Raw genomic sequence first — 13,678 nt, 5'->3', positions numbered from 1 at the left:
GCCGGTAAAGCATCCCCATGATTAACGCAAAGCCCGTCTCCGAACTCACGCTCGAGGAAGCCCTTCGCGACTATGGGGCATTGACCGCCAGGCTTCTGGAAGCGGAGCAGGCCTATTTCCAGGATGATGCGCCTGTCATCTCCGATGCCGAGTATGATGCGCTTCGCCTGCGCTACGGTGCCATCGAGCAGAAGTTCCCACAGCTCAAGACGGCGGACAGCCTTTCCAACAAGGTCGGCGCGGCGCCGTCGGAGAAATTCGCCAAGGTTCGCCACCGTGTGCCGATGCTGTCGCTTTCCAACAGCTTTCTGGACGCGGATGTCGAGGAGTTCGTCGGCCGCATCCGCCGTTTCCTTGGACTTGGAGAGGGAGATGATGTGGTCATCACCGCCGAGCCCAAGATCGACGGTTTGTCCTGCTCATTGCGCTACGAGGACGGCAAGCTGGTGGTGGCGGCGACGCGCGGCGACGGTGCCGAGGGCGAGGATGTCACCAACAATGTCCGCACCATCGGCGACGTGCCCAACACGCTGAAGGGCAAGGTGCCGGATCGATTCGAGGTGCGGGGTGAAGTCTATATGCGCCATAGCGACTTCAATGCCATGAATGAGCGCCAGGCTGCGGCGGGCAAGCCGCTTTTCGCCAATCCGCGCAATGCCGCCGCCGGATCGCTGCGCCAGCTCGATGCCTCGATCACCGCGAGCCGTCCCCTGCATTTCTTCGCCTATGCCTGGGGCGATGTGAGCGCGCTGCCCTCCGACACGCAGTTCGGCGTGGTCCAGGCCTTTGCCGACTGGGGCTTCACCGTCAATCCGCTGATGGTGCGTTGCCACGGTGTCGAGGACTTGCTCAGGCACTACCACATGATCGAGGATCAGCGCGCGAGCCTGGGGTATGACATCGACGGCGTAGTCTACAAGGTCGACCGGCTCGACCTGCAGCAGCGCCTCGGCTTCGTCTCGCGCTCGCCTCGCTGGGCCACCGCGCACAAATTTCCCGCCGAGAAGGCCACGACCATTCTGCGCGACATCGAGATCCAGGTCGGCCGCACCGGCGCGCTGACGCCGGTGGCCAAGCTTCAGCCCGTCACAGTGGGCGGTGTGGTGGTCTCCAACGCGACGCTGCACAATGAGGACGAGATCGCCCGCAAAGACATACGCGTGGGCGATACCGTCATCGTGCAGCGCGCCGGCGACGTCATTCCGCAGATCCTGGGACCTGTGCTGGAGAAGCGTCCGGCCGAGGCCGTACCCTTTGTCTTCCCGGCGCTCTGCCCTTGCTCGCTGCAGACGCCGGTAGTGCGCGAAGAGACCGTCACTGGCGGGGAAGGCGCTGTGCGCCGTTGCTCGGGCGAATTCGCCTGCCCTTTCCAGAAGATCGAGCATCTGCGCCATTTCGTGTCCCGCCGTGCCTTCGATATCGAGGGCCTCGGCGAGAAGCAGATCGCCTTCTTCTTCGAGGACGCCGAACTGGCGATCCGCGAGCCCGGCGACATCTTCACCTTGGCGGCGCGCGACAAGCAGAATCTGAAGAAACTCAGGGATCGAGAAGGCTTTGGCGAAACCAGCTCCCGCAATCTCTTCGCCGCCATCGATGCCCGCCGTGACATCGCGCTGGAGCGCTTCCTCTATGCGCTCGGTATCCGCCACGTCGGCGAAACCACGGCCCGCCAGCTCGCCCGGGCCTACGGCTCCTGGCAGGCTTTCGAACAGGCGGCGTTGCGTATCGCCGCCAAGGACGCTGAGGCGGCGGCCGAGATGGACGCCATCGATCAGATTGGCGAGACGGTGGTGGAGGCGATCGGCGCCTATTTCGGCGAAGCGCATAACCTTGCCATCCTCGAACGCCTGACGGCGGAAGTCCGCATCATCGACGCTGAAAAACCCCGGGCCGAAAGCCCGGTTGCCGGCAAGACCGTGGTCTTTACCGGCTCGCTGGAGCGCATGAGCCGCGACGAGGCCAAGGCCATGGCGGACCGTCTCGGCGCCAAGGTCTCCGGCTCGGTGTCGAAGAAGACGGACCTCGTCGTCGCCGGTCCCGGCGCCGGCTCTAAACTGGCGGATGCGCAAAAGCACGGCGTGCGCGTGATTAATGAGGATGAATGGTTCGAGCTCGTGAATGGAGCAGGGAACAAAGCAAATGACCAGGAACCATAAACTTACCCTCGGCCTGATGCTGGCGCTGGGTCTTGCCGCGCCGGCGCTTGCCGCCGAGGCGACGCCCGAGGCGGTGGTGCAGCAGATCTATTCCGGCAAGACGCCCACCACCAAGGGCCTCGACATCATCGACAATGCCAAGCTGCGCGCGAAATATCTCAGCAAGGATCTCGCTGCAGCGGTGAAGAAGGATAACGACGAGTCCGCCAAGTCGGGCGATGTCGGGGCTCTCGATTTCGATCCGGTGAGTGACTCTCAGGATCCGATGATCAAGGATTTGAAGATCGAGCCCCTGCAAGTGCAGGGCGACAAGGCGCAGGTGAAGGTGAGCTTCAACACCTACGATCCCAAGCGTGACGAACTGCTCTACGATCTCGTAAAGGAAGGCGGCCAGTGGCGCGTCTTCAACATATCGAAGCCGGGCGGTGGCGAGGACGCTTGGTCGCTGCGTCAGATCCTGTCGCTGAAATAGCCAGGGTCCTCCGTCGAATTCATGAGGATGGAACGAACGGTTTCGTCGCTCCGGACGACCAGAGGGAGCTCCGGAATCCATGAACGCTGCCCTTTGAGGATTGTGTTGGTGGATTCCGGCTCTTCGCTGCGCTGCGGCCGGAATGACGACGCGCGTGTTCTGTTTTTTCCGTGGATGCAACTTTCGTCCAAGCAATGGGTTGCCGGCTGCATTATCTTGAGGGCATGCAGCCGCAATCCACCGCCTTCACCACGCTTGAGGATGCCGCCGAAAGGGGAGACGCCGTTCGGTTCTGGCGCGAGCAGCGTTATGACGGGTTGGAATGCCTGAGCGCCACCTTCCGCCAGCACCGCTATGTGCCGCACACCCACGAGACCTACGCCATTGCCGCCGTGCTTGACGGCTGTGAGGTCTTCAACCATCGCGGCGTGCGCAACTACGCTCATCCCGGCAGCTTCGCGGTGGTCTGCCCGGACGAATTGCATGATGGCGAGCCGCTGGACCGCGGCTTCGTCTACCGCGTGCTCTATCCCACGGTCGACCTGATGCGCGCCATCGCCGAGGATGCGTTCGGCAAGCCCGTGTCGGGCACCCCGTGGTTCGACCGTTCGGTGGTGCATGATCCCGAACTCGCCGGTGAGCTGGCGAAGCTGCAGGTCGCGCTCAGGGATAGCGAGGTGACGCTGCTTGAGCGCGACACGCTGCTCGAGCGCTTCTTCTCGGCCATGCTGGGACGCTGGGGCGGCCTGGGAGAGCCTATCAAGCTCGGCAATGAGAGCGGGCCGATCGCCAAGGCGCGGGACCATCTGGACCAGCATTTCGACCGCGACGTTGCGCTGGACGAACTGGCACAGGTGGCCGGGCTCAACCGCAGCCATTTGGTGCGCTCCTTCCGTAAGGCGATGGGCACCACGCCCCACGCTTATCTGCTCGACCGACGCTACCGTGCCGCCCGCCGCCTGCTCGCCGTCGGCGAAGGTCCAGCGGAAGTCGCCGCCGCCTGCGGTTTCTGCGACCAGAGCCATTTGAACCGGGTGTTCAAGGCCCGCATGGGCGTGACCCCCGGGGCTTTTCGGGCGCAGTAACGGTGAGCCGGTCTCCAGACCGGCACGGAGACATCGTACCCAGGGCGAGGCGCGGAATTGGAGTGTCGATCTCCGATCGACAATCTTGGAAACGGTGCGTTTGTTGCAAGAATGATGGCGATCGGAGATCGCCACTCCGCGTTTGGCGCGCCTCTTCTAACAAAGTGAGCATCCATGGGCGAGACGCTTGCAGTTCCAGGAACGTCGCGGCCGGTAGCGCCTCACATCACATTGCAACTTTTGTCCAAGACCCCGCATCGCGATGCGCCTAATCAGGCGGCTCTACCAGGAGCCCCATCTTGCCTGTCCGATCCGAAGTCCGTTCCGCCCTGATCGATATCGCTCCGCCGGCTCTTGCTGCCGTGCCGATCGGTTTCCTGTTCGGCGCCATTGCCGTGTCGAAGGGCCTGTCGCCGGCGGAAGTCGCTCTGATGTCGACAAGCGTCTTTGCCGGAAGCGCACAGTTCTCGGCGCTGGAGCAATGGGCACAGCCCGTGCCGATCCTGACGCTCGCCTTCGGCACGCTGCTGATCAACTGCCGCCACATCCTGATGGGGGCCTCGCTGACGCCGAAGACGAGGCTGTTCTCGCCCGCCCAGCGCTTCCTGGGCTTCTTCTTCCTGGCCGACGAGATCTGGGCGATGTCCGAACGGCGTGCCACCCAGACGGCTTTGACGCCGCTCTATTATTTCTCGATGGCGATCTTTTTCTACCTGAACTGGTTGGTGTGGAGCACGGCTGGCAGCCTCGTCGGCCAGCTTCTCGGCGATCCCGCCCGCTACGGCGCCGACTTCGCCTTCACCGCGCTGTTCATAGGCCTGATCGCCGGCTTCTGGGAAGGGCGCGCCACCGCCGCCACGATCCTGGCCAGTGCCACCGTTGCCGCGCTCGTCTATGTGAGGGTCGGCGCACCCTGGCATGTGCCTGCCGGCGCCCTGGCCGGTATCGCGGCCGCCTATCTCGCGGCCAAGCCGGAGGCCACCGGCAGGCACGACGGCGAGGAGGCTCTTCATGTCGCTTAACCTCAACGTCGCCGCCGCCATTCTCGTCATGGCGCTGGTGACCTACGGCACCCGTATCGCCGGCATCTTCCTCTCTGGCCGTCTGAAGCTGGCGGGACGCCCCAAGGCTGCTTTCGACGCCATTCCCGCCGCCGTGCTGGTCTCGGTGATCGCACCCGTCGCCCTCGCCACCGGCCCAGCCGAGACCACGGCAACGGTGATCGCCGGTATCTCCGCGACGCGCTTGCCGCTGCTGGTGACGATTGTGATCGGAGTCGTCAGCGTGGTGCTGCTGCGAATGGCGATGCCTTGATGTGGGGGCCGGTCTTCAAATCCGCCCGATGCGAAAAGAAGCAGGGCAGGCGGGTCTGAAGACCCGCCCCCCCAGCTACCCGATCTTCGCCGTTGCCCGCTCGAGCCAAGCGCGCTCCGCGTCGTCGACCAGCGGGGCGATCGTCTCATAAACCCGTGCGTGATAGGCGTTGAGCCAATCGATCTCGCTCTTCGTCAGCAGCGAGACTTCGATCGGCCGCATATCGATCGGCGCGATGGTGACGGTCTCGAAGCCATACATGGTGCGCTCGGCACCCTCGATCTCGATCTCCTCGACCAGCACGAGGTTCTCGGTACGGATGCCGAACTCGCCCGCGCGGTAATAGCCTGGCTCATTGGAGAGGATCATGCCCGGCTCCAGCGGCGTGGTACCAAGCTTGGAGATGCGCTGCGGGCCCTCATGCACCGAGAGATAGGAGCCAACGCCGTGGCCGGTGCCGTGGTCGAAATCGGCGCCGATTTTCCACAAGGCCGCGCGGGCGAAGCTGTCGAGTTGCGAGCCCGCTGCGCCTTTCGGGAAGCGGGCCGTCGCGATGGCGATGTGGCCCTTGAGCACGCGGGTATAGCGGTCCTTCATCAGCGGCGTCACATCGCCCACCGCAATGGTGCGAGTGATGTCGGTGGTGCCGTCGACATATTGAGCGCCGGAATCAATGAGATAGAGGCCGGAGCTGACAGGAAGGTTCGAGGCATGGCTGACGCGGTAATGGGGAATGGCCGCATTGGGCCCGGCGGCCGAGATCGAGGGGAAGGAAAGATCCTTGAGCACACCCGTCTCGCTGCGGCAGCGCTCCAGCGCCTCTGCCACCGAGATCTCGGTCTCCTGGCCATCAGGCACCGTGCGGTCGAACCAGGCGAGAAAATTCACGAAGGCGACGCCGTCGCGGATATGGGCGGCGCGGGTGCCGGCCCGCTCGGCCTCGTTCTTGACGGCGCGCAGCAGCGCCACGGGATCGCCGCCTTTCTGGATCTTTCCGCCCGCGCGTTCGACCAGGGTGGCGAAATGCTCCACCACCATGTTGGGATCGAGCCGAACCGTCTTACCCTTCACCGTCTCGGCGAGCACGGCCTCGATCTGGCGCGGCTCGGCGATGGCCATGTGGTGAGAGAGGTCGTCGCGCACGGCGTTGGAGAGCTTGCGGCCATCGGCAAACAGGGTCGGCTGGCCCTCGGCCGGCACCAGGGCATAGGAGAGGGGCAGGGGCGTGTGGGAGACGTCGCCGCCGCGGATATTGAAGAGCCAGGCGGCAGCATGGGCGTCATTGGTGAAGACGGCATCGACCTTCTGCTCGCGCAGCTTGGCCTGGAGCCTCCCGATCTTCGAGCCGGAGTCCTCGCCGGCGAGAGCCACATCGTGCAGCACTATTGGTGCCAGCGGAGGCGCCGGGCGGTCCTTCCAGATCGCATCGATAGGATTTTCCTTCACCTGAACGAGGTTTGCGCCAGCTTTCTCGCAGGCGGCACGAAGGCGTTCAACCTCATTCATTGATTGAAGGTGGGGGTCATAGCCGAGCTTCTGGCCCGGCTTCAGCACCTCGCCCAGCCACTTTTCCGGTGGCTCGTCGATGAGATGGCGCGGCGTGATCAGGCTGGTGTCGACCTGCTCGCGCACCTGCACTGTGTAGCGGCCATCCACGAAGATCGACGCCTGGTCCTTCAGGATGATGGCGATGCCGGCCGAGCCTGCGAAGCCGGTGAGCCAGGAGAGACGCTCCTCCGAAGGCGGGCAATATTCGTTCTGGTGCTCGTCTGAACGGGGAACCACGAAACCGTCCAGCCCAAGTTCGCCGAGCTTGTCGCGCAGGGCCTTGATACGGGCGGGGCCGAGAGAGGGCTGGGAAACTTCATAAAAGGACTGAAAAGGCATTGGTTGATATCCCTGGGAGCGCGAACGTCCCGTCCGCTCTTGGAAACGATGTCGTCTGCCTGCAAGGAAGCGCGGACTGGAAGTCCGCGCTCCCAGTCAAACCTTCCTCGGCTTGCCTCCGCCATAGGACAGCACCAGCGTCGTCCATTCATCAAGCCTGATGCGGCGGATAAGATGCAGACCCTGCATGCGATACGCCGCGAGCGCAGCATTGGCATGGGCATGCAGGAGGCCGGAGAGGATTACGGTGGCGCCCGGGGCGAGCAGCCGGCTCATCGGCGCGGCAAGGCGCACCAACGGGCCCATCAGGATGTTGGCGAAGACGAGATCGAAGGGCTTGTTCGCCTGTATGGCGCGGGCCGTCGTGCCGCGCGCGACGAAGCTCTGCACATAGGCGCCCGCCTTGTTGAAGCGGATATTGTTGCGCGCGGTGGCAATGGCGACGGGATCGATATCGGAGGCCAGCACGCGCAGATGCAGCGCCCTGGCGACAGCGATGGCGAGCACACCGGTGCCTGTGCCGATGTCGAGCGGGCGGCTGGGGCGCCGGCGCTTGAGGAGATCGTCGAGGGCGAGCAGGCAGCCGCGGGTGGTGCCGTGATGACCGGTGCCGAAGGCGAGGGCCGCCTCGATCTCGATGCCGATTGTATTGCCGGGAACCGCCGCCCGGTCGTGACTGCCATGCACGGTGAAGCGGCCGGCACGCACGGGTGCAAGGCCCTCCAGCGAAGCGGCGACCCAATCCTTGTCATCGAAACTGTCGAAGGTGACGTCCATATCGGGGCCTGCCGCAAGGGCGATCAGGTCCCTGACAGAGTCTTCATTGGGCGCAGAGCGGAAATACACCTCGACCAGCCAGGGGGGCTTGGCCGTGCCGTCTTCCCTCTCGAAGGCGGCGATGGCCGTCTCGGTTGGATCGAAGCTCTCGCCGAGCAAATCGGCGATGCGGCGCGCCCGCATCTCGTCGGTGACGATACGGGCGACATGGGTGGGATTGTTGGGGTGAAGACCTTCGAGCATGCTGCTTGGCTATCGCGACGGGCGCGGAAGGGCAATGGAAAAGGCGAGTCGCGCTAACCTGGAAATCGCGAAAACCTCTCCCTCAACGCCCGTAACTGCTCTACGCCGGCATTGGCGAAGGCAACCCGCATATGACCTTCCTGGCCCGGGCCGAAATAGGGGCCGGGCAAGCAGAGCACACCGGCCCTCTCGACAAGTTCCTTCGCCACTGCCGCCGCGGGCCGCCCGGGAAAGGGATGGCGCAGGAAGGCGAAATAGGCGCCCATGGAATCGACCTTCCAGCCATTGAGCCCCTGGAAGGCGGTACGGAAGGCATCGGTGCGCCGGGCGATCTCCTGCCTGTTGGCCTCGCGCCAGTCGGCGAGCCCGTCGATGGCCCAGGCAACGGGGCCCTGCGCCGCGCGCGGCGCGCAGATCTGCAGCGTATCGAGGATCTTGCCGATCTGCGTTTGGGCGGTCTGCGACGCGACAAGAGCGCCGAGGCGATGGCCGGGAATGCAGTAGCTCTTGGAGAAGGAATAGAGATAGATCAGCGTGTTGGCGTAATCGCCTGAAGCGATGAGATCGTGCGGGCGTTCGGCGATGAAGTCCCGATAGGTCTCGTCGAGAATGAGGAAGAGGCCGCGCTCGCGGCAAAGGCGGGCGAAGGTTTCGATGGTCTGCGGAGGGTACACCGCGCCGGTTGGATTGTTGGGCGTGACCAGAACGATCGCCCGCGTGGTGGCGTCGATCAACTCAGCCGCGCTCTCGACATCCGGCACGAATCCGCTCTCGGGTGGGCAGGCCAGCGCCCGCGCCTCGATGCCGAGCATGTCGAGCGCCATCTTGTGGTTGAAGTACCAGGGGCTTGGCAGCAGGATCGAGTCGCCAGCCTTGGCGGTGGCAAGGGCTGCGATGAAGAAGGCCTGGTTGCAGCCAGTGGTGATGGCGACATCGCGCCAGTCGACAGGCCCACCATACAGGCTGGAGACATGCTCCGCATAGGCTTGGCGCAAGGCCGTGTCGCCCTCAATCGGGCCGTAGCTCGCCGTCGCCGCCTCGCCGGCATTGCGGCTGAGGTGTTCCAGGAACTCGGCGTGCGGCGGATAGCCGGGCACGGCCTGCGAGAGATCGATCAGCGGGCCGGCGGCCCCGTCATAGGCCCGGGCCCAGGCCTGAGCCTCCGGGATGGGCGGCGTGGCGGTGTCGATGAGATTGGGGTTGATTGCGGGACGGGTGCTCATGGCACTTTTTTGCCCGCCGCGTGCCGGGCTGGCAAGGGCTTGTGGAAGGCATTCGCCAGAGGGAGCTCAATGGGCGATAGCGTCTTGTGATTTGGCGGAATCGGCAGGAAGCGCAAAGACGCGTCGAAACAAAGTGTTAGAGCAAAACTTGACTGCGCTTGAACGCCCTTTGCTTCAGGGTTTACGACAATCAGTGCTGCCAAGGCTTGTAGACGAATTCCAGCGTATAGCCGTCAGGATCGGTTACTTGCCCTGCGAAATAGCGGGGATCGTAATAGGCCTGCGGTCCCGGCGTGATCTTGTTCGTGGCACCGGCCTGTAACGCAGCTTCATGGGCGTTTCGTACCTCAGCTTCGGAATGAGCGACAAAGCCCACATGGACAGCACCGGGAGCAGGGGTGCCATGCCTGAGCCAAAAGGGTATTCGACCATCCGCACCAAAACCCTTCAGATCGGGATGTCCAGCCGGCCCGTCCTTGCCGTCGTAATCATGGCGAATCGTCATACCGACATGCGGAAGCACGGCCTCATAGAAGGCGATTGAGCGGCCGATATCGCTTACCGTTAGAAATATGTGGTCCAGCATGGGTTTTCCCTTTTGCGAGACATTTGCAATGCACTCATCTCGTCCTCCCTTTTGTCCGCTGCAGGATTATGACGAGATCGGCTTCCCGAAATCCAAGTTGCAGCATTCGCCCGGTGGCGAGTCAATCGTACTCCCGGCTTTGCGCCACGAGTTCGGCATGGTCGCTGCCGATCAAGATGTACTTGCGCGCTTGGCTGGCACCGGCCCATCGCTGAATTCAACTTCTCCTGCAGATCGCTTTCACGGCGATGACACGGCGCCGGGAATCTCCTAGCCTTTCCGAATGCCCCTGCCTCCGAGCCTTAAGATCGACGCTTCCCGTTCGCGCGTAGCCCTCAGTCCCGCCGATCCCGTCTTCGTGCAGGATCCCTATGCGGCCTATCGGGCTATCCGAGAGGCCGCGCCGCTGTTCTTCTGGGAGGAATATGGCTGCTGGTGCGCAGCGTCCCACCAACTCGTCTTCGATCTCTTCCGCGACAAGCGCTTCGGGCGCGAGATCCTGCATGTGGCGACGCGCCAGGAACTTGGCTGGCTGGAGCCGCAGGCCCATCTCGCTCCGTTCGATGCGGTCGACGCCCATTCCATGCTGGAGCGCGAGCCACCGGTGCACACCCTCCTGCGCACGCTGGTGAACCGCGCCTTCGTTTCCCGGCAGATCGAGCGGTTGCGCCCGCGCATCGCCGCGCTCGCGCATGAGTTGATCGATCGGTTCGAGCCGGAGGGCAGGGTCGACCTGATCGAGGCCTTCGCCACGCCTATTCCGGTGATCCTCATTGCGGAGTTGCTCGGCGTTCCCGCTGGCATGGCGCCCCAGCTGCTCGACTGGTCGCACCGCATGGTGGCGATGTATCAGTTCAACCGCACACGTAGCATCGAGGATCAAGCCGTTGCCGCAGCACAGGAATTCTGTGCCTTCCTGCGTGGCTATGTCGAGGAGCGGCGGGCCGCTCCGCGCGATGATCTCATCAGCCACCTGATCGCGGCCGAAGCGCAGGGCGACCGGCTGAGCGAGGACGAGTTGATCTCCACCTGCATCCTGCTCCTCAACGCTGGTCACGAGGCGACGGTGCACGCCATCGGCAATGGCGTGAAGGCGATCCTGCAGGCCGGTCTCGACGCGTCTGCCGTCCGTACCGGTGGGGAGGGGCTCGTGGAGGAGATGCTGCGCTTCGATCCGCCGCTTCACATGTTCAAGCGCTATGCGCTGGAGGATGTCACGCTGGGGCCTGCGAGCCTTCGCAAGGGCGAGCAGGTCGGCCTGCTGCTCGGCGCCGCCAACCACGATCCAGCCCGCTTCGCGGAACCCGAACGTTTCCTGCCGAGCCGCGAACGTCCGCCGCATGTCAGCTTCGGCGGCGGCATCCATTTCTGCGTGGGCGCCCCGCTGGCGAGGCTGGAACTCGAGGTGGCCGTGCCGATCCTGTTCGAGCGCCTGCCGGAACTGAGGCTGGAAGGCGTGCCGTTTTATGGCGACACCTATCATTTTCATGGGCTGAAGGCGCTGGAGGTGCGCTGGGAGCGCCGACGTCCTCGGCCGCTCTCGAACCGGTAGGGCTGCAAGAGAAGGCGGCCTCCAGGGGCCCGCTCTTCTCTTTGCTGACACGTTTCCAAGAGCGGATCGTTCGACACGCATTTATGCGTGTCGAAGGGACGTCCGTGCCCCACCTACGGCATCAACTGTCCGCCATTGATATGCAGGATCTGGCCGGTGATATAACCAGCCGCCGCATTCGAAGCCAGGAACAGCACCGCGCCGGCGCATTCCTCCGCCGTGCCCAGGCGCCCGAGCACAGTGCTCTTGCGCACGAACTCCAGCCGCTCGGGTGGGGTCGAGGCGTGGAAGGGGGTGGTGATCACCCCGGGCGCGATGGCGTTGGCGCGGATGTTCTTCGCTCCCAGATCGGTCGCCATATGGCGCGTCAGATTGTGGATGGCGGATTTAGCGGCGGCATAGATGGCCGAGCCCGGCGCGCCGCCATTGTTGCCGGCGATCGAGCCGAGATTGACGATGGCCCCACCGCCCTGCTTCTCCAGATGCGGGATTGCAGCTTGCGTACCCTCAATTACGGCTGCGACATTCAGGTTGAAAACCTTGTCGTAAAGGTCGCGGTCCAGCTCGAGAAATGGCTTCCGGGCGATCAGCGACCCCGCATTGTTGACGAGCACGTCGAGCCGTCCAAGCAGTTTCACCGCTTCCTCGACCACGCGCCTGGCTTCGCCTTCCTTGCCGAGGTCCCCGCGGATCAGCCAGACCTTGCCGCCTTTCGCCTTGATGGCACTCTCGACCTCCCTAGCCTCGGTCTCGCTCGAATTGTAATGCGCGGCAACGAGGGCGCCTTCCGCCGCGAAGGCCTTGGCCACGGCGGCGCCGATGCCCGTGCTCGCGCCCGTGACCAGCACACCCTTGCCTGCAAGATCGAGTTGCATGGACGTTTCCTTTGACTATTGGTGTTGGGATTGTTCAGACCAATGCCATCATTCGCGCAAACAGCGCCAACGCCAAGTCAAAAGTTCGCAACTGCAATCGGGATGCGGGAAGGGAGGTTTCCAGGACCGGAGATCCTCGTCGGTGCTCTGGAGCCGGGCCCGTCTTTGCCGACCCGCAAGCCTTGGTGGCGCAAAATTTAGATTGCATACTATTAATTAGGATGCTATCTAAATGTCATGACTGACCTTGACGCCGTTCGCCGCAAGCTCACGAACACCATGAACCAGATTGGGCGCCATTGGCGTCGCCTGGCACGTGACGTGGTGGGCCCGCACGGCATCATGGAGGCGGCCGCCGTTCCCTTCCTGACCATAAGCCGGATGGGCGACGGCGTGCGTCAGGTGGCGCTTGCCGAGGCCGTCGGCCTGGAAGGACCCTCGCTGGTGCGTCTGCTCGACCAGCTCTGTGAAGCCGGTCTCGTGGAGCGCCGCGAGGATCCGCAGGATCGTCGTGCCAAGATGCTGTTCCTGACCCGTAAGGGCAGGGCACTTACTGTTCTGATCGAGCAGGAACTGGTGACGCTGCGCGAGCAGGTGCTCGGCAGCGTCAGCCTCGAGGATCTCGAGGCAACTTTGCGAGTATTCGGCGTCATCGAGGAGGCAGCGGCCCGAGCCGAGCAATCGGAAACGGTCGCCGAGTTGGAATCAAGACGCATGTGACACCCCGCGGAACTGCTCGCACGGGGCGTTCTTACCAGGGCAGACTGAAGGTGGAGGACACCATGTTGGTCGAAGATGTCATGACGAAATCGGTGCTGTCGATCGACCCGGCCGCGTCGATCAAAGATGCATTGCGGCTGATGATCGCTTATCGGATCAGCGGGCTGCCGGTCGTCGACGCAAACGGAGGCTTTGTCGGTATCGTTACCGAAGGCGATTTCGTCCGGCGCTGCGAGATCGAGACGCAGGGCACCGGCCGGTCCTGGTTGCAGGACCTGGTCGCCCGTCCCGGCAAGGCAGCTCAGGACTATATCCGCACGCGAGGCCGCACGGTCGGCGAGGTGATGACGCGGGCAGTTGTGACGATCCGACCGGACGCCTCGCTTGCCGAGGCGGCGGATCTCATGACGGAGTACAAGGTGAAGCGGCTGCCCGTTGTTCTCGACGGTAAGCTCGTCGGCATCTTCGCCCGTTCGGATTTCATGCGGGCGCTGGAGCGGACCCTGCCCCAGGACGGCGCGACGGTCGGGGACAGCGAGATCGAGGCAGCCATTCTCGCCGAGCTGACACACCAGCGCTGGGGCTATCAAAGCAACATACAACTTGGCGTACGCGACGGCGTCGTCACGTTGGGTGGGACAGTCTTCAATGCCGATGCCAGCAGGGCCGCGCAAGTCGCCGCTGAGAACGTCGCCGGCGTCAAGTCCGTGAGGAACGAGCTGATCCTGATAGAACCGCTTTCCGGCGCAGTTGTCGTTCCCAGCCAGAGCTGATGCGTCCAGGTCGGA

At 63.8% G+C, this 13,678-nt stretch carries 14 protein-coding genes; 9 read left to right on the top strand and 5 right to left on the bottom strand.

Features of this window, described 5'->3' with window-relative positions:
• Nucleotides 1–17: 17 nt before the first annotated feature.
• The 5 genes from ligA (at nt 18) to ACMDCR_RS20765 (ending at nt 5,027) form a co-directional block, all read left to right on the top strand.
• A complete protein-coding gene (gene ligA / locus ACMDCR_RS20785; protein ID WP_413988441.1) occupies nt 18–2,156 on the top strand; it encodes an NAD-dependent DNA ligase LigA in 2,139 nt (712 codons plus the stop codon).
• A complete protein-coding gene (locus ACMDCR_RS20780; protein ID WP_413988440.1) occupies nt 2,140–2,628 on the top strand; it encodes a DUF3828 domain-containing protein in 489 nt (162 codons plus the stop codon). Before ligA ends, ACMDCR_RS20780 begins: the two co-directional genes overlap by 17 nt.
• Nucleotides 2,629–2,852: 224 nt before the next feature.
• Complete coding sequence (locus tag ACMDCR_RS20775) at nt 2,853–3,713, top strand: helix-turn-helix domain-containing protein (protein WP_413988439.1); 861 nt, start codon at nt 2,853–2,855, stop codon at nt 3,711–3,713.
• A gap of 299 nt (nt 3,714–4,012) precedes the next feature.
• A complete protein-coding gene (locus ACMDCR_RS20770) occupies nt 4,013–4,735 on the top strand; it encodes an AzlC family ABC transporter permease (protein ID WP_413988438.1) in 723 nt (240 codons plus the stop codon).
• Nucleotides 4,725–5,027 (top strand): AzlD family protein, encoded by a 303-nt coding sequence (locus ACMDCR_RS20765; RefSeq protein WP_413988437.1) that lies wholly within the window; start codon nt 4,725–4,727, stop codon nt 5,025–5,027. The genes ACMDCR_RS20770 and ACMDCR_RS20765 overlap by 11 nt, the downstream gene beginning before the upstream one ends.
• A 75-nt stretch (nt 5,028–5,102) precedes the next feature.
• Here the strand turns inward: ACMDCR_RS20765 and ACMDCR_RS20760 are convergent, their stop codons facing one another.
• From ACMDCR_RS20760 to ACMDCR_RS20745, 4 genes are all read right to left on the bottom strand, one after another.
• Complete coding sequence (locus ACMDCR_RS20760) at nt 5,103–6,914, bottom strand: aminopeptidase P family protein (RefSeq protein ID WP_413988436.1); 1,812 nt, start codon at nt 6,912–6,914, stop codon at nt 5,103–5,105.
• A 96-nt stretch (nt 6,915–7,010) separates the two neighbouring features.
• Complete coding sequence (locus ACMDCR_RS20755; RefSeq protein WP_413988435.1) at nt 7,011–7,934, bottom strand: 50S ribosomal protein L11 methyltransferase; 924 nt, start codon at nt 7,932–7,934, stop codon at nt 7,011–7,013.
• 53 nt (nt 7,935–7,987) lie between these two features.
• Nucleotides 7,988–9,157 (bottom strand): aminotransferase, encoded by a 1,170-nt coding sequence (locus ACMDCR_RS20750; RefSeq protein ID WP_413988434.1) that lies wholly within the window; start codon nt 9,155–9,157, stop codon nt 7,988–7,990.
• Between the two features lie 190 nt (nt 9,158–9,347).
• Complete coding sequence (locus tag ACMDCR_RS20745) at nt 9,348–9,743, bottom strand: VOC family protein (protein WP_413988433.1); 396 nt, start codon at nt 9,741–9,743, stop codon at nt 9,348–9,350.
• On the opposite strand from ACMDCR_RS20745, the gene ACMDCR_RS20740 reads away from it, so the two are divergent.
• The gene (locus ACMDCR_RS20740) at nt 9,742–10,017 is read left to right on the top strand and encodes a hypothetical protein (RefSeq protein WP_413988432.1); all 276 of its coding nucleotides are present in this window, start codon (nt 9,742–9,744) and stop codon (nt 10,015–10,017) included. The two genes, ACMDCR_RS20745 and ACMDCR_RS20740, sit on opposite strands and share 2 nt — an antisense overlap.
• 9 nt (nt 10,018–10,026) lie before the next feature.
• Complete coding sequence (locus tag ACMDCR_RS20735; protein WP_413988431.1) at nt 10,027–11,295, top strand: cytochrome P450; 1,269 nt, start codon at nt 10,027–10,029, stop codon at nt 11,293–11,295.
• Between the two features lie 113 nt (nt 11,296–11,408).
• Here the strand turns inward: ACMDCR_RS20735 and ACMDCR_RS20730 are convergent, their stop codons facing one another.
• On the bottom strand, nt 11,409–12,170 hold the full coding sequence (locus ACMDCR_RS20730; protein ID WP_413988430.1) for an SDR family NAD(P)-dependent oxidoreductase: 762 nt from the start codon (nt 12,168–12,170) through the stop codon (nt 11,409–11,411).
• Between the two features lie 237 nt (nt 12,171–12,407).
• On the opposite strand from ACMDCR_RS20730, the gene ACMDCR_RS20725 reads away from it, so the two are divergent.
• Together ACMDCR_RS20725 and ACMDCR_RS20720 are read left to right on the top strand one after the other, a co-directional pair.
• Nucleotides 12,408–12,890 carry a MarR family winged helix-turn-helix transcriptional regulator gene (locus ACMDCR_RS20725; RefSeq protein WP_413988429.1) on the top strand — a complete coding sequence of 161 codons (483 nt, stop codon included), beginning with the start codon at nt 12,408–12,410 and terminating at the stop codon, nt 12,888–12,890.
• Between the two features lie 62 nt (nt 12,891–12,952).
• Nucleotides 12,953–13,663, top strand: a complete 711-nt coding sequence (locus ACMDCR_RS20720; RefSeq protein ID WP_413988428.1) for a CBS domain-containing protein — start codon at nt 12,953–12,955, stop codon at nt 13,661–13,663.
• The last annotated feature ends 15 nt before the right edge of the window (nt 13,664–13,678 follow it).

The sequence above is a fragment of the Labrys okinawensis genome (genome assembly GCF_047345005.1).
Classification (GTDB): Bacteria; Pseudomonadota; Alphaproteobacteria; order Rhizobiales; family Labraceae; genus Labrys; species Labrys okinawensis.
Note: the sequence above shows the minus strand (reverse complement) of the source record. Positions and strands in the feature narration are given on the sequence as shown.